Below are 19,957 nucleotides of genomic sequence, written 5' to 3' on the forward strand. Positions count from 1 at the left end.
ATAGCAATATTTGATTGAAATAGTCTATACAATGAATGCAATTACCGCAGCAATTACCGCAGTAGGAGGGTATGTTCCAGATTTTGTACTTTCAAACAAAGTATTGGAAACCATGGTGGATACTAACGATGAATGGATCACCAGTCGAACAGGTATTAAAGAAAGAAGAATTTTAAAAGAAGAAGGTAAAGGAACCTCTTTTTTGGCGATTAAAGCCGCTCAAGATTTAATTCAAAAAGCCAATATCGATCCCCTTGAAATTGATATGGTAATTATGGCTACAGCCACTCCTGATATGCCCGTGGCTTCAACTGGAGTTTATGTGGCTACTGAAATTGGAGCTACCAATGCTTTTGCATACGACTTACAAGCCGCTTGTTCTAGTTTTTTGTATGGTATGTCTACCGCTGCGGCCTATGTTCAATCTGGGAGATATAAAAAAGTACTACTTATAGGGGCTGATAAAATGTCCTCTATAATTGATTATACAGACAGAGCTACTTGTATTATTTTTGGAGATGGTGCAGGAGCCGTTTTATTCGAACCTAATTATGAAGGGTATGGCTTACAAGATGAATACCTTAGAAGTGACGGAGTAGGTCGTGACTTTTTGAAAATTCCAGCGGGAGGTTCTGTTCTAAGAACGTCAGCCCAAACTGTTGAAGAGAACATGCACAACATTATTCAAGATGGTAAAACAGTATTCAAATATGCTGTAACCAATATGGCTGATGCTAGTGAGCTCATTCTGCAACGAAACAATTTGACGAATGAAAATGTGAATTGGTTGGTGCCACATCAAGCCAATAGAAGAATTATTGATGCTACTGCTAATCGAATGAATCTTGAAGAAGAAAAAGTACTAGTCAACATAGAGCGTTATGGAAATACTACTTCAGCTACTTTACCATTGGTACTTCACGATTTTGAAAAGAAACTTAAAAAAGGCGATAATATAATATTTGCTGCTTTTGGAGGAGGATTTACTTGGGGTTCTATTTATTTAAAATGGGCCTACGACACAAAATAAATTAAAACTAAAACAAAACAATTATGGATTTAAAAGAAATTCAAAACCTAATCAAATTTGTAGCAAATTCTGGCGTTGCTGAAGTTAAATTAGAAATGGATGATGTAAAAATCACGATCAGAACAACCCTAGAAGGTAACGTAACCGAAACCACTTACGTACAACAGTTGCCTCCTTCACAAGGCGTAATGCAGCAAGCAGTTGTACCACAAGTTGCTCCAGTTGTTGTTCCTACAGAAGCACCAGCCAAATCAGAAGATTCTAAATACATCACTATCAAGTCGCCAATTATTGGAACTTTCTACAGAAAACCTTCCCCAGATAAACCTGTTTTTGCAGAGGTGGGTAGTACCATTAATAAGGGAGATGTGCTTTGCGTAATTGAAGCCATGAAATTATTTAATGAAATCGAATCAGAAGTGTCAGGAAAAATCGTAAAAATCTTAGTAGACGATATGTCTCCTGTAGAATTTGATCAACCGTTATTCCTAGTAGATCCATCATAATTTTTAAAAATTCCAATAGACAAATCACAAAATCCAAGGAATTGGAGTTTGGAGATTGGAATTTGTAATTTTAATAAAAAGAAGATGTTTAAAAAAATATTAATTGCAAATAGAGGTGAAATCGCGCTAAGGGTTATTAGAACGTGTAAAGAAATGGGCATTAAAACTGTAGCAGTTTACTCTACTGCAGATGCTGATAGTTTACATGTAAAATTTGCCGACGAAGCGGTTTGTATTGGCCCAGCCGCTAGCAATTTGTCGTATTTAAAAATGCCTAATATCATTTCGGCTGCCGAAATTACCAATGCTGATGCTATTCACCCAGGTTATGGGTTTTTGTCTGAAAATGCAAAGTTCTCAAAAATTTGTCAAGAACATGGTATTAAATTCATCGGGGCTGCTCCAGAAATGATCGATCGTATGGGAGATAAAGCTTCGGCCAAAGCCACTATGATTGAAGCAGGCGTGCCTTGCGTACCAGGTTCTGTTGGAATTTTAGAATCCTACGAACAAGCTGCTTCTCTTGCCAAAGAATTTGGATATCCAGTGATGTTGAAAGCAACTGCTGGTGGTGGTGGAAAAGGGATGCGTGCCGTTTGGAAGGAAGAAGATTTATTAAAAGCTTGGGAAGGCGCTCGTCAAGAATCAGCAGCTGCTTTCGGAAATGACGGGATGTACTTAGAGAAATTAATCGAAGAACCTCGTCATATCGAAATCCAAGTTGTGGGAGATGCTTACGGTAAAGCATGTCACCTTTCTGAAAGAGATTGTTCGGTTCAACGTCGTCACCAAAAATTAACAGAAGAAACGCCATCACCATTTATGACCGATGAGTTGCGCGAAAAAATGGGAGACGCAGCGGTTAAAGCAGCAGAATACATTAAATATGAAGGTGCTGGTACGGTAGAGTTCTTAGTAGACAAACATCGTAATTTCTACTTTATGGAGATGAATACTCGTATCCAAGTAGAGCATCCAATTACAGAACAAGTAGTGGATTACGACTTAATCCGCGAACAAATATTAGTAGCGGCAGGCGTGCCAATTTCTGGAAAAAACTATTATCCAAATTTACACGCGATCGAATGTCGTATTAATGCTGAAGATCCCTACAACGATTTTCGTCCTTCTCCAGGAAAAATTACTACGTTGCACATGCCAGGCGGACACGGAGTACGTTTAGATACACACGTATATTCTGGTTATACTATTCCGCCAAATTACGATTCGATGATTGCAAAGTTGATTACTACGGCGCAAACTCGTGAAGAAGCAATTAGCAAAATGCGTAGAGCTTTGGATGAATTCGTAATTGAAGGAATCAAAACTACCATTCCTTTCCACAGACAGTTAATGGATGATCCTCGTTACATAGCAGGAGATTACACTACTGCCTTTATGGACACATTTAAAATGAATGATCCAGAATAGTATTTCTGATAAAAATGAATTTAGAAAGCGATTGTAACCACTACAATCGCTTTTTTAGTTTTGATTTTCGGGTAGTGAGAGTATCAATTGTTTTGGGGTGCTGCCAAAATGTTTTTTGAAGGTAGCAATAAAATGAGAGGCACTTTTATAACCTAGAAAGGAAGATACTTCGTTGGTTGTTCTTTTGTCTAAAAGTAATTTTCTAGCGTGTTGCATTCGTAACTGTGTGATGTAGGCGTGAATCGTACTATTATAGGTTTCTTTAAACCCTTTTTTTAATTTACATTCATTCAACAATACAGCTCTTGACAATTGTTTGATGGAGGGATTTTGATGAAAATTTTTCTCTAAAAATAATTTGGCTTCACTTAGTTTTTCTATTTCTTCTGTAACGTATGAAGAAAATTTTTCCTTTTCGGTTTCTGAAATATGTGCCATCAAGAATAATTCTTTGAGTTTTGAATGTATGTAGTAGTGTGCTAAGGGGCCTTGATGAGAATTGGCTACTATTTCTTCAAGAATTGTTATGATTTCATAATTCATAGTAATTTTGTAGGATCCTAATTCAACGGGCTTGTTTTGGATTACTTCGTTGTAAAAGGTATGATTTTTGGCCCAATGTTCATTTTTCAATAGTCCAAGATAAAATTTTTTGGATAATAAGATTCGGGTATAATTTAATCTTTCATCATTACTAGACATTTGCATTGCTGCTTCGTAGTGATTTTGGTATCCCAATTTCAGATACCCTGTTTTTAGTTTTTTAGGTATTTTTTTTCCCTTTTTCAATACACTAAATGAACCTGTTTCCAAATAAGAAACATGTACGTAATCGTCATCAATAGTTAGCAAGTCTGTGCAAGTAGTATTCAAATTACAATCGCAACGCATGACACAAAACCCCGTAGAATGGCATACGGAAATACTCCCTTCTACACCACCCGAATGTATAATTTCTTGTTTTTTTTGGGTACAAGTTGGAGCGTCAGAATACTCGTCTTTAAGATGCACATCTATAATTGTTTTATTGATTTCCTTCAGGATAGTGTTGATATACATAATTCGGTTTCCGTTATTTTTAATCCTTTTTTCATTATTCTTCTCTCTTTAATAAAGGTACTTTTGCAAAGTTATTTATAATTAATCTAATTAAGCATAACGTTAATTTTCTTTTATGATTTTTACCAAGTATTTTCAAAGTATCGTAGCTGTTTTTTTTCTTTTTTCTTTTGCCAATGGGTTTTCACAACAAGGAAACGTTCACTTATATGGAAAAATAATTTCGAACGGAGCGCCTTTACAAGATGTAGTTGTTCGTTTAGAATCGACTTCATTTACAGCTCAAACCGATCAAAAAGGACAGTATGCAATTATAGCTCCCCAAGGGATATATCAAATGGTTGTTGTATCACCAAATTATCAGACCAAGAAGCTAAACATAGATTTGCAGCGTAAAACAGAATATAAGTGCAATGTTGATTTGGAATTAAAGGCTCCCATTTCGCTAAAGGAAGTGGCTATCAAGAGAAAATCTTCGCGACAAAAAGTGAAAGAATCTGCGTTTAATGTGGTGGCATTAGAGGCAAAACCACTGCACAATTCTACTTTAGATCTAGCCCATCTTTTGGATAAATCCTCTGGTGTCAAAATTAGAGAAACTGGAGGTGTTGGTTCAGATATGTCTATTTCATTTAATGGTTTTTCTGGAAAACACGTTAAGTTATTTATGGATGGAGTACCCATGCAAGGTTTTGGAACCGCATTTCAACTGAATAATATTCCTGTTGGTATTGCGGATCGGATAGAAGTCTACAAAGGTGTGGTGCCCGTTGAACTTGGTGCTGATGCGCTTGGCGGTGCGATCAATATTGTGACTAATCAAAGAAACCATACTTTTATGGATCTTTCTTATTCTTATGGATCGTTTAATACGCACAAAACCAATTTGAATTTTGGCTTTACCGATGCAAATGGTTTTACGTTGCAGTTGAACGCTTTTCAAAATTATTCGGATAATAATTATAAAGTTTTTATTGAGGATATACTCGATGTGAACACTGGAACTTACAGTATTCATAATAAATGGGTAGAGCGTTTTCACGATACTTATCATAACGAAACCGTGGTTTTAAAAACAGGTTTTGTCAAAAAAAAATGGGCTGATCGCTTTTTGATTGGCGTTACTTTTGGTCAAGAATATGCAGACATTCAAACGGCCAATATGATGAAAATTGTTTTTGGTAAAAAGTTTAGAACCTCCCATACCATTATGCCTACGCTGAATTATGAAAAGCGTAATTTATTTACCAAAGGATTGAATTTTAAGTTGGCGGCTACCTATAATCAAAATAAAAATAGCAACAACGATACTATCAACCGACAATACAATTGGTTGGGAGATTATCGAGTAACAGGATCCGCCGGGGAGTCTGGAAATGGTACTTTGGTTTCTTATTATAATAACAATTATTCGACTACTACTAATTTGAATTATCGTTTAGATAGTAAAAATACGTTTTCATTGAACAATGTTTTAACGGGGTATAACCGAAAAAATGAAATCGAAAACACCAACCCGGAGTTGGGAGTCGCTTATGATAATATGGCTAGAATAAGTCAGAAAAATGTTGTTGGACTTTCGTATCGTCATAAGTTCAATCAAAGCTTGAACTTTGATATTTTCGGGAAAAATTACCAACAAAATATTAAAGGACCAGTAAATACAGGCGATGTGTCTAGTCCTTCTTTTATTGCTGTTGAAAAAGACTATAATGCCACCGGATATGGAATAGCTGCAACCTATTGCTACAAAGCGTTGCAGTTCAAAGCTTCTGCAGAAAAAGCATTTCGAATGCCCACAGAAAACGAATTGTTTGGAGATGAAGTGTTAGAAACCGGGAATGCGGCTTTGAAGGCAGAAAATTCTATGAATTATAATTTTGGAGTTGTCTTAAATAAAGAAGTAGCTACGAATCATACTATTTATAGCGATTTGAATTTTTACTATCGTGATACCCAAGATTACATTCGGAGGATTATTGAACAACGCAATGGTACAGCAAGTTCTACCAATCACGGTAAGGTGCGTAACATGGGCGTAGATGCCGAAGTGCGTTATTCTTTTAAAAATAAATTCTCTATTGGAGCCAATGTGACGTATCAGGATTTGCGAGATAAAGAACGCTTTGTAGCCTCCACATCTGGTGAGCGCGAAAGCTTGACGTACAATATTCGTATTCCCAATGTTCCGTACTTTTTTGGAAATCTTGATGCTTCGTATAATTTTCAAAATATCTGGAAAAAGGGCAATGTATTGAGCCTAAATTATGCCATGAATTTTGTGGGCGATTTTTTTCTGAATTGGGAAAATTTAGGTTCTTCTAATAATAAGCTGATCCTTCCACAGCAACTTTCGCACGATTTTAATGTGACTTTTTCAGCAGCCCATGGAAAATATAATATTGCTTTAGAAGCTAGGAACTTAACAAACGAATTACTCTATGATAATTATGCTCTACAAAAACCAGGAAGAAATTTCTCGGTTAAGTTGCGCTATTTTATTATGGATAAAAGAAAATAAATAATAATACTTAATACCACTAAAATGAAAAAGAGAAGATTGATCCGCACAATATTGTTAGCCTTTGCTTTAAGCCTAAATGTAAGTTGTAGCGATGATAGCAATAGTAGTTCTGGTACAACAACACAAGGAAATTATTTTGTAGCTGCCCAACAAGGTGATTTTACTTATCTGTTTTCAGTTCCTGATTTAGAGTCGGGGACGGCTTCTATTGTGGGTACAGCAGGTATCATCGAACAACCATATGCTTTTACCGCTTTTGTGAGTAACAAAGCAAAAACGGTAACCGCCATGCAATACCGCCAAGGAGATCCATCAATAGGGATGACTTTTGGATTAAATTCACAAGGTATTTTGCAAAAAACGAACAATGAATTTCAATTGGAAAAGGGCTATGGTACTTGGGGAACTTTTGAAAATAGGATAGTAGCAGCCAGAAGTGGACAAACCTTAACCGATGGTACAAATGGAGTAATTGCCTATTTTATTGATCAAAACAATGGTAATGCGGTAACAACAAAATACCTTTCTACAACGGGACTAAATGGTGCTACCTATGATGGAGTGAAAGAAAGCGCCACAATTAGCGGAATAGTCGATCGAGGAAATGGTACATTTTTAACAGCAGGTGTGTTTTCTCATGGTAAAGTAATTACTGAAGGAGGAAGTACAACTGCAACTGTAGGTAACCCTGACGAATGCTGGATTTTTGAATTAGATCAAAACTTAAACATCATTCGTTCTTTTCAAGACAATCGGATAGGGTATTCAGCTGGGCGTTATCGCTCCTCCTATTATTCTCAGATAGGTAAAGATGATTCCAATAATGTCTATGTTTTTTCGGGAGCTTATGAAAATACGTCGACCAAAAATGCAGGGGTAATTCGTATTCCAAATGGAGGGACTGATTTTGACTCCTATTATTGGGACCTTGAAGCGGCTTCTGGAGGGTACCGTTTCCGTAAAGTTTGGGCCATCACACAAGATTATTTTTTACTTGAATACTACAACGAAAAATATGATTCGATTACTACTGAAAGTGTAGCTACACAATATGCCGTAGTAAAGATGGGTTCCAAGAAATTCAATTGGCTTTCTTCTGGTTTTCCAGCCAAAGAAAATATTGTTTCCACGGGATTGCCTTTTGCTCAAAACGGAAAAATGTATTTCCCAATTACCACCGATAGCGCTAAGCCTACTATTTATGTAATTGATCCTGCAAAAGCTAGTGCAAAAGCAGGTTTGGTTATTAATGCTGAAGGAGTTGCGGCAGTATCCTATTTAGAATAGTAATTAACTCGTTGGGTGAAATTTAATTTTCACCCAACGAGTATTTTGTTCCTTAAAATCAAAAAGCAACGATTTTTGAATTATAAAGTTTCTTTCAACCATTTGTAGAATTCTTTTTGCCAAACTTGAGCATTTTGTGGTTGCAATACCCAATGGTTTTCTTCGGGGAAATACAAAAAGCGACTTTTAATCCCTCGTAATTGTGCCGCCTGAAAGGCTTCTTGCGATTGGCCAATTGGGACTCTAAAATCAGTTCCTCCTTGAATGATCAAAATAGGAGTGTTCCATTTGTCCACCAGAGTGATTGGGTTAAAAGTAGTGTATGATTTTTGCGCTACTTTATTGTCTTTTTCCCAATACGCTCCTCCAAAATCCCAGTTGTTAAAAAAGACTTCTTCCGTGGTGCCAAACATACTTTGCGTATTGAAAACCCCGTCGTGAGCAATAAATGTTTTGAAACGATTGTTATGAATTCCAGCCAAATAAAAGACAGAATAGCCACCGTAACTAGCGCCTACACATCCCAGACGTGATTTGTCTACATACGATTCTTTGGCGACATCATCAATCGCTGATAAATAATCGTCCATTACTTGTCCGCCCCAGTCACCTGATATTTTTTCGTTCCATTCTTGTCCGTGGCCGTACATTCCTCTACGGTTTGGCGCTACCACTACATAGCCTTGAGCCGCCATCAAAGAGAAATTCCAACGGAAAGAATAGCTTTGTGTTAAAGGCGATTGTGGTCCACCTTGGCAGTATAACAACGTCGGGTATTTTTTAGATGCATCAAAATTCGGAGGCAAAATCACCCAAACCAACATTTTTTTACCATCGGTTGTGGTGACATAGCGACGTTCGGTTTTACTTAACGCTAAAGTATTGTAGGTTGCTGTATTCACATTAGACAATTGTTTCCACGTGTTTTTCTTTAAATTATAAGAAAAAATTTCTGCAGCGTGATTCATATCGGTTCTAGTGATCAAAACTTGGTCGCCAGAAAAGCCAATAATGTCACTTACATCAAAATCACCATTGGTAATTTGGCGTACCGTTACCGCAATTCTAGTCATTCCGGGGAAGTTTACTGCAAACAATTGTTTGGTACCGTCTACTGCAGCTACAAAATAGACATTTTTTCCGTCTGGACTCCACATAAATTGGTCTACACTTCCGTCCCAATTGGCGGTAAGGTTCATTTTGAAGCCTTTGAAATCTACAATGATGTCGTTTTTATCGGCTTCATAACCATCACGTTTCATTTGCAACCAAGTCAAGTGACCCGCCGGTGAAAATTGAGGAGCCGTGTCGTACCCTAAATTGCCTTCAGTTCGGTTGATGGTTTTGCCAGATTCGAGTTGGTATTCGTAAATGTCGGTATTCGTAGAAATGGCATATTGAGTCCCTGCTTTTTTCTTGCATACATATAAGATACTTTTGCTGTCTGGTGACCAAATATAATCTTCGTCGCCACCAAAAGGTTTTTGTGGGCTATCGAAATTTTCTCCTTTTAGGATATCGATTCCTGTGGTACCATCTTTGTTTTCTTTGTAAAAAACGTGGTTGAATTTGCCTTCATTCCAAGTATCCCAGTGGCGGTAATCGAGTCCGTTGTAGATTTGTACGTTTGATTTTTCCAGTTCGGGATAGAAATCTTTTCCGTGTACTTTATCGATTTTTACTTCCTCGTTATAAACAAGATATTTTCCGTCTGGCGAGGTGTTTTTGTCGTTTAGCAGCCCTTTGGTGTCTTTAATTTCAGTGGCATTTCCGCCTTCGATGGAAAGTGAATAGAACTTAGAGCTGGATTTGTTTTCAGCCACAGAGGGTGTGCTAACTTTATAAATGACGTTTTTTCCGTCTTTTGAAATACCTAGAGGTGTTACGCGACCTAGTTTCCAGAGTAGCTCGGGGGTCAGTGTGTTTTGAGCCATTGTTGTCAAACTCATCATGGATAAGGTTAATAAAAGAATCTTTTTCATTGTTTTCAATTTTAAAAACGTAAAAATAATGATTTAAATCGACTTGTTTTGGATAGTAGTCTCATTGCTCGCTTTAAAAGCTTAATAGCTTGTAAAATAAATTAATTGGCCACGGATGCCACGGATGAAGCAGATTAGAACGGATTTGATGAGTTTACATTCAATTGTGAACCGTGTAAAATCCATTTTATCCGCGTAATCCGTGTTCCATTTTGAATTTTATTGTTGGCGCTGATTTTAATTCTGTAAATCAAACATCTTGTGGTGCACCTCGTTTTAGCCCAGATGGGAACGGCATCCTTTTCTATTTTTCTTTAAAATAGAAAAGATACAGTGGACAGCTGGAAATAGCTCCTAAAAAATAGTATTTTTATAAAAATTTTCGAAAGATGCATTTGAGTTATTGGGAAATAAAAAATTGGTTTACCGACGTAGATTATACGATTGTAGGCAGTGGGATTGTGGGTTTGCATGCCGCATTACGATTGAGGGAACGATTTCCAGCGGCCAAAATCTTGGTGTTAGAGAAAGGAATGTTACCACAAGGCGCCAGTACCAAGAACGCTGGTTTTGCTTGTTTTGGAAGTCTTTCGGAGATTGTTGAAGATCTAAAAAACCATACTGAAGAAGAGGTAATTGCTTTGGTGCAAAAGCGTTGGTCGGGTTTGCAATTGTTGCGCAAACGGATTCCTGATGTGGTTTTGGATTACAAGCCTTTTGGCGGTTATGAATTGTTTTTGGAAGAGGAGGAAAGTTTGTACACCGAGTGTGTCAACAAAATGGCTTTTGTCAATGAAATTCTGAATCCTATTTTTAGAGGTGGCGTTTTTACCAAGGAAGTCGACCGTTTTGGATTTAAAGGGACAAAAGAATATTTAATTTTTAATCCTTTCGAAGGACAAATTGATACCGGAAATATGATGCAAGAATTGTTGCGTCAAGCCGTAGCGGCGAATATTTTGATTTTGAACCAGCAAACGGTTACGGGATTTGAGGATAAGGGTTCAAGTGTTGAAGTTGCTTTGGGTGATTTTAGTTTTGTGACCCAAAAGTTATTGTTTGCTACCAACGGTTTCGCTGCCGAACTCACACAAGGACAAGTAAAACCCGCACGGGCTCAGGTACTGATTACAGAACCCATTCCGAATTTGGACATCAAAGGGACTTTTCATTTGGATCGCGGGTATTATTATTTTAGAAATATTGGTGACCGAATTTTATTAGGCGGTGGACGAAACTTGGCTTTTGAAGAAGAAACCACCACCGAAATGGGGCAGACCGAAATTATTCAAAAAAAATTGGAACAGTTATTAAAAGAAGTAATTTTGCCGAATCAAGATATTGAAATTTCACACCGTTGGAGCGGAATTATGGGAATAGGCGCTAGCAAAAATCCTATAGTAACCAACCTGTCCCAGAATGTATATTGTGGGGTTCGAATGGGCGGAATGGGCGTAGCAATTGGCAGTTTAATAGGAACCGAATTAGCAGATTTAATCCCAATCAATAATTAAAAACAATCCCAAGCATGCAAAAAACTAGACTTGTTTTACTTTTTTCTATTTTTAACCTATTTTTTTTACGAGCAAACCCAATTGCAGAAACAAAAGTTGCTGATTCTAGTTTTAATGTTACCGTTTCTTACACTGGAGATGTTGAGGTCACCTTTAATGATTATGATTTTACGTCAACTTATGAATGGCAATTTGAATACGGCCCAATTGGTTTTAAATCCGGACAGGGGACTGTTATAAGTGTTTCAGGAATACACTTTTATCGATTCACGGTAAATCCTTTGTACGGCTATGATTTTAGAGTTAGACAAAGATATTTAGCTAATAATAATCTTGTGTGGACAGATTGGTCTTCGGCAAAAACAATTTTCCCAACAAGTGATAAAGTTTTTTCAGTAGGATATACTACAAATTTTGATACTCAAAGTGAAACAGAATTAGAATGGAGGGGCTTACTTTATACAAATTCTTCGAGCACTGCAGGGATTTATCAGAGTCAAGACAATCATAGTGAGAATAATAAGCCAGGATTTTCAATGAGAATGACAAATTATAATTATGAGAATGGTTCTGAAATAGCTTTAGTATCACCAAAATTTAATGATTTGGCAACCGATCGAAAAATAAAATTTTGGACTTTTGGCTATGGTAGTGATATCGAATTGCTCGTTGGAACAATGACAAACCCAAATGATCTAAGTACTTTTCATTTGCTTTCCCGTATAGAAAATACACAAGGCTCTGGGTGGCATGAAAAAACAGTTTATTTTAATAATTATAAGGGTGGTGATCAATATATTGTGTTTTTATTTAAAAGAAAATATTATGGTGCCCATGAGAATATAAGTATTGATGATTTTAGTTACGAAACAGCTGCTAATTGTTATGATCTTACTAATTTTTCGCTGACAAATGTAGGACAGAATTCGGCTCAGATAAGTTTTGATTCTCAAAATCAAAATGATTATGAAGTTAGTGTAACTAATGTTGTTCGTCGTACGACCGAAATTGTAAAGATTCAGGGCAGTTCTTACACTCTAACAAATTTAATTGGAAATACAGATTACGAAATCAAAGTAAGGGCTCATTGTATTGATGATTTATATTCTAATTGGACAAAAGCGATTAGTTTTAAAACACCATGTACTGTAATTTCTGGAAATTACAGTACATCATTTGAAGGTACAGAATATGTTGATCCTTGCTGGAGTACAATTGAAAATAGTTGCTTGGTAAGATCTAGCATGGAAAATCTTGGAACAACACCAAAACTTATAGCTAAAACAGGTGAGGCAAGTATTAGAATGTCTGATTTTGTTGGGGCCTTAAATGTAAACAAAGCTTATCTTATCACTCCATATATTGGAGACTTAGATGCTGATAAAAGAATAAAGTTTAGTTTAATAACTTATAGTGGAGAGGATACATATAACCGCACAAGCCTCACAATTGGCACAATGTCTGACCCTAAAGATGCCTCAACATTTGTTGCCTTAAAGTCGATTTTGCCTTCAGAAATGAATGAACTTCAAAATGATAATAAATCGTCAGAATGGAAAGAGCATACCGTTTATTTAGATAATTATATAAAAAGTAGTAATCATCATTACATTGCAATTAGGTATAATAATGAAGGCAAATCGCAATTTAATATTGATGATTTTATTTATGAGAGCGCGCCTTCTTGTACTGAGCCCTTAAATCCAGTGACAGTTGATTTTGGATATGATTTTGCAATAGTAAAATGGGATAATTATAAACCAGCTTCAGAATGGCAGATAGAATATGGCCCGAAAGGTTTTGAGCATGGAAAAGGAACAATCGTAACTATAACGAGTTATCCTTTTAAAATTACAGAATCTATATTAGGGGACACTGAATATGACTTTTATGTGCGTTCTAAATGTGGAAGTAATTACAGCCCATGGTCAGACAGGGGATATTTTAGAACAAATTGCGAAGGGTTTACGGCTGGTTACACTGAGGGTTTTGAAAATTCTTCTTTTGAAAAATCAGGCTGTTGGACCCGAATAGTACCATACTTTAATCAAAGATGGTATAATAAAAATCGTTATATTTCTGACATAAAAGGGAATGCGGGAACTTTGATACATAGTGGAACAAAATCTATTTGTGTAACCAACCAAACAGACGATCCTTTTCCGGCTGGTACTGGAGAAAATGCTGATCGTGTTGTATTGGTCTCTCCAAGGCTGAAAGATCTTGACCACTATAAAAAAGTTATTTTTTGGCTAAAAACCAGAGCCGGAATTTCAAAAAAACCTATAGAAGTCAGTATCGGTACATTAGCTGATCCTAGAGATTATAATACATTTACGACCTATAAGGTTGTAACAGTTCCTGTAGAAAATATCGATAAGTGGATCAAATATGAAGTAGAGCTTTCAGATTATTATGGGACAGATAAGTTTGTTGGTTTCAAACATAGCTCCAAAAATCAGCGATTGGATTACTTTTATATTGATGATTTTGAATATGTTCAAAATGAATGTCCAAGATCTGGACTATTAGGGGCCAGACAATCAGGATCTGATAGCGCTTCTTTGGATTGGAGAGATAATAATACAAAAAACAGATCACAAAGTTGGGATATAGAGTATGGACCAAAAGGTTTTACAGATGGTCAAGGAACTATTGTCAATGTGAATACTAATCCTTATAACCTGAAAGGTTTAGTACAAGGAATCTATGACTATCGTGTGCGAGTATATTGTGAAAAAACAATTGTAAGTGAATGGTCAGATCGTTACACCTTTAAAATTGGCTGTACAGAAAAATCGCCTTTTGTAGAAAATTTTGATCAGTATGTTGCAACGAATGAACCTCCAGGATTTTGCTGGACTAAAAATAGTTTTCTTGATACACAGGTGTACGAATATAGTTTGCCAAATATAAACAGTGCACCAAACACCTTTTATCTCCAAAACAATGCTGATACGGCACTTTTAGTATCGCCTTATTTAGAAGATTTTGATCAGAATAAAAAAATCAAGTTTTGGCTTAATCAGCAAATAAATACTATCGATTTGAAATTTGGCACCTTGATTATTGGAACGATTAAGAATCCAATTGACATAAGTACTTTTGAGCCTTATCAATCTGTTTCGTTAGAAGAATTGCGAAATCTACCTAAATATGGCAAAGAAATAAATGTTGATTTTTCTGAGTATAAAGGAGCTAATAAACAAATCGCATTTCGATTTGTAGCTGAAAATTTAGAATTTCAAGGAACCAATCGAGTTTTAATTGACGATATTCATTACGATCAGACTTTGTCTTGTTACGATCCTATCGATGTTGTATTCTCGAAAATAAACAACGAATCATTGCAAATAAATTGGACTTCTAAAAATAAAACGTCACAAAAAGTTGAGATTGAATATGGTCTAACGGGTTTTGTTCCTGGGACAGGTAAAATCGCTGTTGCTAATGCAAATGAAATTAAGATTTCTAATTTAGAAGAAGGAACTTCTTATCAGTTTTATCTAAAAACAGTTTGTGGCTCTGGAAATTCGATTGTGGTGGGACCTAAAAAAATTGAAACTACTTGCAAAGGTAAATCGCTGCCGTGGATAGAAAACTTTAGTAATTTAGAAAATTATGGAGCAAATGTATTGCCAAACTGCTTTAAACTCTTGTATGGAGATCTGAAATTAGAAAAGACTAATATTTCAGATCAACTATATAATTTTGGTCCAGATTATATGCGTAGTGGATATGATGATACAAGTTATTTACATATAAAAGGGAGTCATCGCACAGAATTGATGACGCCAATGTTTTTTCTTGCTGCCGGAACAACATACAAATTTAGTTTAAAAGCCAGAAATAGTTACGAATACAGAACGCAAGGAGTCGGTCTTTCTGTAGGTAGAGGACAGAACGACTACAATATGGAGACAAACGTTTCAACATCGGGCTCAGGAAGACTTACAGAATATAATTATAGTGATGTCTCCTACTACTTTACTCCTATGGTTTCTGGTGATTATAGTTTTTTGATGAATTTTTCAAACTCCAGCTCTCCTAATTTATTGGCAGATAAATTTGAATTAAAGGAAGGGTATAAAGTGTCTGTTGATGGAAGTAAAGAATCAACTTTTTATGATTTTCAAAATGAAATTTCAGATGATATAATTATAGAAGAAACTAGAGATTCTTATATTAATGTTGAATCTGAAAGTCAATCCATCAATAATAAAGTTGTTGTGATGAATGGGAATAGTAGCTCTGATCAGTGGGTAACTGTTGCAAATGCTTCTGTTTCTGGTAAAACAACAGAAAGTTCAATTTCAGTTTGGGAAGTAAATCAAAGGAGTGTTACAAAAATTAATGCAAAAGTAGCTGCCAAAAATGCAACTTCTTTATTTATGAGTTTTGACTTGAAACAAACTTTTGTTACCAGTAATACGGAATCGATGTTTAGAGTTGTTGTAAACGGAAACGTTATAGGTACAATACTAAAACCCGTAAAAAATATTGGAGATAATTTTGAAAAATATGTGTTTGACTTAACTCCTTATGTCGGTTCAGAAATTAGAATTTCTCTGCAGCATATCGGAAAATCTTATTTAGGAGATACTGCATATTTAGACAATCTTAGCTTTGCTAAAACAGTCAAAAGTTTGTCGATTGATGAAAATAAAACAACAGATTTTAAATATTATCCAAATCCAATAGAAAATGTTTTAAATATAGAAAGTAATTCAATAATTTCGAACTTAGAAATTTATGATGTAAACGGACAATTGCTTTTTGAGAATAAATATTCAGATTCAAAAATATCGGTCGATTTTAAACAATTTTCAGCTGGTTTATATTTGATTGTTTTAAAAAGTGAAGAAAAGAAAGAAATTTTTAAAGTGATAAAAAAATAATTGTAAGCTCTAGTTTGGATGGTTGCAATTAATAAATAGAATTAAATATAATGGCAACCAAGATTACCCCAAAAAAATCACCTACTAAAAAACCGGCAAAAAAACAAGAATCTAGTTTTGGAAGTAAGGTAAAACGCTTTATTTTCAAAGTATTGCTTTGGTTTTTTGGACTTTCCATCTTTAGTGTGGTGGTGTTTAAATTTGTTCCTGTTCCTTTTACACCACTGATGGTGATTCGTTTTTTTGAAAACGTATCCAACGGAAAAGAGAATCATTTTAGTCATAATTGGGAACCCATCGAAAATATTTCTATGAATTTGCAAAAAGCCGTAATCGCCAGTGAAGACGGTACCTTTTTGACCCACAATGGATTTGATTTTCTGGCGATGCAAAAAGCCTACAAAAGCAACGAAAGAGGCCGAAGAATAAAAGGAGGAAGTACCATTTCGCAGCAAACCGCCAAAAATGTCTTTTTATGGCAAGGACGAAGTTACTTGCGCAAAGGATTAGAAGCTTATTTCACAGTGCTAATCGAAATGATTTGGGGTAAAAAACGCATTATGGAAGTCTATTTGAACAGCATCGAAATGGGCGATGGGGTGTATGGAGCACATGCAGCCACCCAATATTGGTACCGAAAAGACGCCTCGAGTTTGACCAAAATGCAAGCCGCAGGAATCGCCGCTATTTTACCCAACCCGCGTAAATACAAAGCCACAAGTTCGTCTTCTTATATCAACAATCGAAAAGCCAAAATCGTACGTGTGATGAATCATGTTGGGACTATAAACTACAAATGAGAATAACGAAACTCTTGTTTTTACTGCTGTTTGGGATCCATTTTTTGGGTTCAGCACAAACTTCTGATAGCAAGCAAGTGGGAGTAGAGCTCGATAACGATTTGTATGCTTCTGTAAAAAATGATCGCTATTATACCAATGGAATTACGCTGTTTTATAACTATTTAAATGCTAAATCTTCGGCCATTTTGCTCAAAAAAACCACAGAGTTCCGATTAGCACAATACATTTACACTCCCAGAACCCGATTGGCCAACGCCATTAAAGACAATGATCGCCCTTTTGCGGGTTATTTGTTTGGCGAAGCCAATCAAACGTTTTTTATGGCAAACAATAGCGTTTATCAAGGAGCCGTGCAAATAGGTTATGTTGGTCCCAATTCGTATGCTGAAGAAATGCAAAACGGATTGCACGATGCTTTTTCGTTGCGCCATGTGGAAGGGTGGCAAAACCAAATCAAGAATACCTTAGCGCTACAAACTCAATTTCGCTTTTCCCAAAAGCTTTTTTCAAATCCAACCACACCTCATTTTGATGTTCATTTTCAAGGACAAGCCACTTTAGGAACCGTGCAAACAGCTCTTAATTCAGGTTTTTTTGCTAGAATAGGTTTGAAAAATTTGCAACCCATAACTCATTCTAATTTTTACAGCGGCGGCGTTTTAGGCACTCCCAAAACTGAGGAATGGTACTTTTTTATCCAGCCCAGTTTGCAGTACCAAGCCTATGACGCAACGGTTCAAGGCAGCCTTTTTGGGACGCAAAGCCCCGTAGAATTAGACCTGATTCGTTGGCGCTGGCACACGGCCGTGGGCATCAAGTACCGCTACAACCATTTCAATTGTAATTATACTTTTTTCTACCGCTCTAAAGAGGTCAATCATCCGGTCAATACGGGGTATTATTATGGTTCAATTGGACTTACTTACAGCTTTAGGTAATTGGTCAGGAGCACATCGTTTCCTTTTCATAACAACGCCTCGTCCTGCTCTACGCTATATCTTTGCTTTTTTAAAAGAAAAAAGCAAAGGATGCCGCTGCGATCAGGGCTAGAAAGTACTTTTTGTTTTTCAGAAGAATGGATGTAAAAGAACTACAGATTGATACTACAGAATACTGATTTTGTGTTCTTTTTTAAAATCAATGGCAATTTTTGAATTAGGAGTTTTCATATTTCTTTCAAACGGCAGCCCTCTAAAACAAAAAAAACATCCCGCAAAGGATGTTTTTTATTTGTAAAAAAATGACTTGTACATGAAGGCTTATTCTTGTAACAGTATTTGAGACAACAAAAATAGAATACCAATGAACAAAATTGATCCCGTAACGGTAATGATGATGTTTGATATTTTTTTTGAGTAAAACTCAAAGTAGCCTTTAATACCAAATACCACAAAGATACTAAAGGCCAAAAAAATTAAAATTTCCAAAAACAAATTTAATCCTAAGAACGTAGTTTGCGCTTCAAAAAAAGTACCATTCCCGAAGGAGATGGTTTCAAAACTGTTAACGAGAACAAATGTGATTATTAGCGCAAGTATAAACCATTTGATTTGTGCCATGAAACGAATACTTATCATTTATATTTCTTTACAGGGCAAATTTGATTAATATTTATACGCCAAACAATACCTACTTTTAGTGATATTTTACTTTTTTTTGTTAATTTTTTTTATTTTTAAAAAAGGCCTTGATTTCGCTAGGTAAAATCCAGATGTTACCTAAAGAGTGGTTAAAATGGCGGTTTTATGTGGGAGTAGGTAATCAGTACGATATTTCTAAATTTCGATCAAAGGGTTTACCCTAGATTTCTCTGCAAGACTAGGTTTACGGTTTGAAGTCAGGGCATTCGCTTTTAAGAATACCCACCACGAATTTCAAGAAAGTGGAAAAACTTTGACCGCAGCTTGACTAACTTTTTTTTTGCCGCTGATTCGCTGATTTTCAAAGATTAAAAATAGAGTTAGATAGAATTCACTAATGAATCACGAATTAAAACGTGTGTTTTAATGACATAAATTAGTACTATTGCTGGAATTAGTGACATTCAATTTCAGTTTTGATGACAATTAGTGACAATTAGTGACAATTGGTGTGATTGGTGGCTAATTTTTTTTAAAAGCGAATGCCCTGAAAGGACGGTACAGTTAATGGAGTTTGTAGTATATTTGTGCAAATTAAAATACGATGTCAGAAAAAATAACGCCTTATAAAGATTCTCAATTAAGCAAAAAAGAACAAGTGGCGACTATGTTCAATACCATTTCAGGAAATTACGATAATTTAAATCGAGTGATTTCTTTCGGAATTGATGTAAAATGGAGAAAAAAAGTACTGGATTTGGTAGCAGAATCTAACCCAAAAACTATTTTAGATATCGCTACAGGGACCGGAGATTTGGCCATATTGATGGCTCAAACCCCCGCAACTAAAATTATTGGATTAGATATTTCAGAGGGCATGTTGGCTGTTGGCGTAGAAAAAATTGCTGCAAAACAATTGTCTAATCGTATCGAAATGCAATTGGGCGATTCTGAAAGTATGCCTTTTGGAGATAATTATTTTGACGCGATTACAGTAGCTTTTGGGGTACGAAATTTTGAAAACCTCGAAAAAGGATTGAGCGAAATTCTACGAGTACTTAAACCCGGTGGTACTTTTGTGATTTTAGAAACCTCTGTTCCCGAAAAAACGCCTTTCAAACAAGGCTATCATTTTTATAGTAGAAACATTTTGCCTCTCATTGGGAAACTTTTTTCAAAAGACACTACCGCTTATGGCTATTTGTCTGAATCCTCGGCAGCTTTTCCTTATGGAGAGCGTTTGAACAATATTTTGAGAAAAACAGGGTTTATTCAGGTGAAAGATATGCCGCAAACTTTTGGAGTTGCGACAATCTATTACGCAACCAAACAATAATTTGAAA

General features: G+C 35.9%; 12 protein-coding genes. 10 read left to right on the forward strand and 2 right to left on the reverse strand.

The features are described from left to right. The first annotated feature begins 31 nt into the window (after positions 1-31). The 3 genes from ACSVH7_RS03950 to accC all read left to right on the forward strand — a co-directional run bounded on the left by ACSVH7_RS03950 (position 32) and on the right by accC (position 2,967). Complete coding sequence (locus tag ACSVH7_RS03950) at positions 32-1,030, forward strand: beta-ketoacyl-ACP synthase III (protein ID WP_438065381.1); 999 nt, start codon at positions 32-34, stop codon at positions 1,028-1,030. A gap of 23 nt (positions 1,031-1,053) precedes the next feature. Then, positions 1,054-1,536, forward strand: coding sequence for an acetyl-CoA carboxylase biotin carboxyl carrier protein (accB, locus tag ACSVH7_RS03955; protein WP_438065382.1), 483 nt, complete (start codon positions 1,054-1,056; stop codon positions 1,534-1,536). Positions 1,537-1,620: 84 nt separating this feature from the next. Continuing rightward, positions 1,621-2,967 carry an acetyl-CoA carboxylase biotin carboxylase subunit gene (gene accC / locus ACSVH7_RS03960; RefSeq protein ID WP_438065383.1) on the forward strand — a complete coding sequence of 449 codons (1,347 nt, stop codon included), beginning with the start codon at positions 1,621-1,623 and terminating at the stop codon, positions 2,965-2,967. Positions 2,968-3,021: 54 nt separating this feature from the next. Here the strand turns inward: accC and ACSVH7_RS03965 are convergent, their stop codons facing one another. Further along, positions 3,022-4,026, reverse strand: coding sequence for a helix-turn-helix transcriptional regulator (locus ACSVH7_RS03965; RefSeq protein ID WP_438065384.1), 1,005 nt, complete (start codon positions 4,024-4,026; stop codon positions 3,022-3,024). A gap of 115 nt (positions 4,027-4,141) precedes the next feature. On the opposite strand from ACSVH7_RS03965, the gene ACSVH7_RS03970 reads away from it, so the two are divergent. Both ACSVH7_RS03970 and ACSVH7_RS03975 read left to right on the forward strand, forming a co-directional pair. Then, the gene (locus ACSVH7_RS03970; protein WP_438065385.1) at positions 4,142-6,547 is read left to right on the forward strand and encodes a TonB-dependent receptor; all 2,406 of its coding nucleotides are present in this window, start codon (positions 4,142-4,144) and stop codon (positions 6,545-6,547) included. 24 nt (positions 6,548-6,571) lie between these two features. After that, positions 6,572-7,837 (forward strand): DUF4374 domain-containing protein, encoded by a 1,266-nt coding sequence (locus ACSVH7_RS03975; protein WP_438065386.1) that lies wholly within the window; start codon positions 6,572-6,574, stop codon positions 7,835-7,837. A gap of 80 nt (positions 7,838-7,917) precedes the next feature. On the opposite strand, the gene ACSVH7_RS03980 is transcribed toward ACSVH7_RS03975, so the two are convergent. Beyond that, positions 7,918-9,819, reverse strand: a complete 1,902-nt coding sequence (locus tag ACSVH7_RS03980; RefSeq protein WP_438065387.1) for a S9 family peptidase — start codon at positions 9,817-9,819, stop codon at positions 7,918-7,920. A gap of 389 nt (positions 9,820-10,208) precedes the next feature. Here ACSVH7_RS03980 and ACSVH7_RS03985 point away from each other — a divergent pair, with 389 nt between their 5' ends. The 5 genes from ACSVH7_RS03985 to ubiE all read left to right on the forward strand — a co-directional run bounded on the left by ACSVH7_RS03985 (position 10,209) and on the right by ubiE (position 19,950). Then, entirely contained in the window at positions 10,209-11,333 is a 1,125-nt protein-coding gene (locus tag ACSVH7_RS03985; RefSeq protein ID WP_438065388.1) for an NAD(P)/FAD-dependent oxidoreductase, read from the forward strand. A gap of 14 nt (positions 11,334-11,347) precedes the next feature. After that, a complete protein-coding gene (locus ACSVH7_RS03990; RefSeq protein WP_438065389.1) occupies positions 11,348-16,231 on the forward strand; it encodes a choice-of-anchor J domain-containing protein in 4,884 nt (1,627 codons plus the stop codon). Positions 16,232-16,281: 50 nt separating this feature from the next. Then, the gene (gene mtgA, locus ACSVH7_RS03995) at positions 16,282-17,031 is read left to right on the forward strand and encodes a monofunctional biosynthetic peptidoglycan transglycosylase (protein WP_438065390.1); all 750 of its coding nucleotides are present in this window, start codon (positions 16,282-16,284) and stop codon (positions 17,029-17,031) included. Continuing rightward, positions 17,028-17,972 carry a lipid A deacylase LpxR family protein gene (locus ACSVH7_RS04000; RefSeq protein WP_438065391.1) on the forward strand — a complete coding sequence of 315 codons (945 nt, stop codon included), beginning with the start codon at positions 17,028-17,030 and terminating at the stop codon, positions 17,970-17,972. Before mtgA ends, ACSVH7_RS04000 begins: the two co-directional genes overlap by 4 nt. A 1,246-nt stretch (positions 17,973-19,218) precedes the next feature. Further along, on the forward strand, positions 19,219-19,950 hold the full coding sequence (gene ubiE / locus ACSVH7_RS04005; protein WP_438065392.1) for a bifunctional demethylmenaquinone methyltransferase/2-methoxy-6-polyprenyl-1,4-benzoquinol methylase UbiE: 732 nt from the start codon (positions 19,219-19,221) through the stop codon (positions 19,948-19,950). Positions 19,951-19,957 lie beyond the last annotated feature (7 nt).

The organism is Flavobacterium sp. TSSA_36 (assembly GCF_051547165.1).
GTDB lineage: Bacteria > Bacteroidota > Bacteroidia > Flavobacteriales > Flavobacteriaceae > Flavobacterium.

What these genes read in the sequence shown, in the direction of transcription:
- ACSVH7_RS03950 (WP_438065381.1), top strand. Translation starts at nt 32, where the DNA reads ATGAATGCAATTACCGCAGCAATTACCGCAGTAGGAGGGTATGTTCCA.
- accB (WP_438065382.1), top strand. Translation starts at nt 1,054, where the DNA reads ATGGATTTAAAAGAAATTCAAAACCTAATCAAATTTGTAGCAAATTCT.
- accC (WP_438065383.1), top strand. Translation starts at nt 1,621, where the DNA reads ATGTTTAAAAAAATATTAATTGCAAATAGAGGTGAAATCGCGCTAAGG.
- ACSVH7_RS03965 (WP_438065384.1), bottom strand. Translation starts at nt 4,026, where the DNA reads ATGTATATCAACACTATCCTGAAGGAAATCAATAAAACAATTATAGAT.
- ACSVH7_RS03970 (WP_438065385.1), top strand. Translation starts at nt 4,142, where the DNA reads ATGATTTTTACCAAGTATTTTCAAAGTATCGTAGCTGTTTTTTTTCTT.
- ACSVH7_RS03975 (WP_438065386.1), top strand. Translation starts at nt 6,572, where the DNA reads ATGAAAAAGAGAAGATTGATCCGCACAATATTGTTAGCCTTTGCTTTA.
- ACSVH7_RS03980 (WP_438065387.1), bottom strand. Translation starts at nt 9,819, where the DNA reads ATGAAAAAGATTCTTTTATTAACCTTATCCATGATGAGTTTGACAACA.
- ACSVH7_RS03985 (WP_438065388.1), top strand. Translation starts at nt 10,209, where the DNA reads ATGCATTTGAGTTATTGGGAAATAAAAAATTGGTTTACCGACGTAGAT.
- ACSVH7_RS03990 (WP_438065389.1), top strand. Translation starts at nt 11,348, where the DNA reads ATGCAAAAAACTAGACTTGTTTTACTTTTTTCTATTTTTAACCTATTT.
- mtgA (WP_438065390.1), top strand. Translation starts at nt 16,282, where the DNA reads ATGGCAACCAAGATTACCCCAAAAAAATCACCTACTAAAAAACCGGCA.
- ACSVH7_RS04000 (WP_438065391.1), top strand. Translation starts at nt 17,028, where the DNA reads ATGAGAATAACGAAACTCTTGTTTTTACTGCTGTTTGGGATCCATTTT.
- ubiE (WP_438065392.1), top strand. Translation starts at nt 19,219, where the DNA reads ATGTCAGAAAAAATAACGCCTTATAAAGATTCTCAATTAAGCAAAAAA.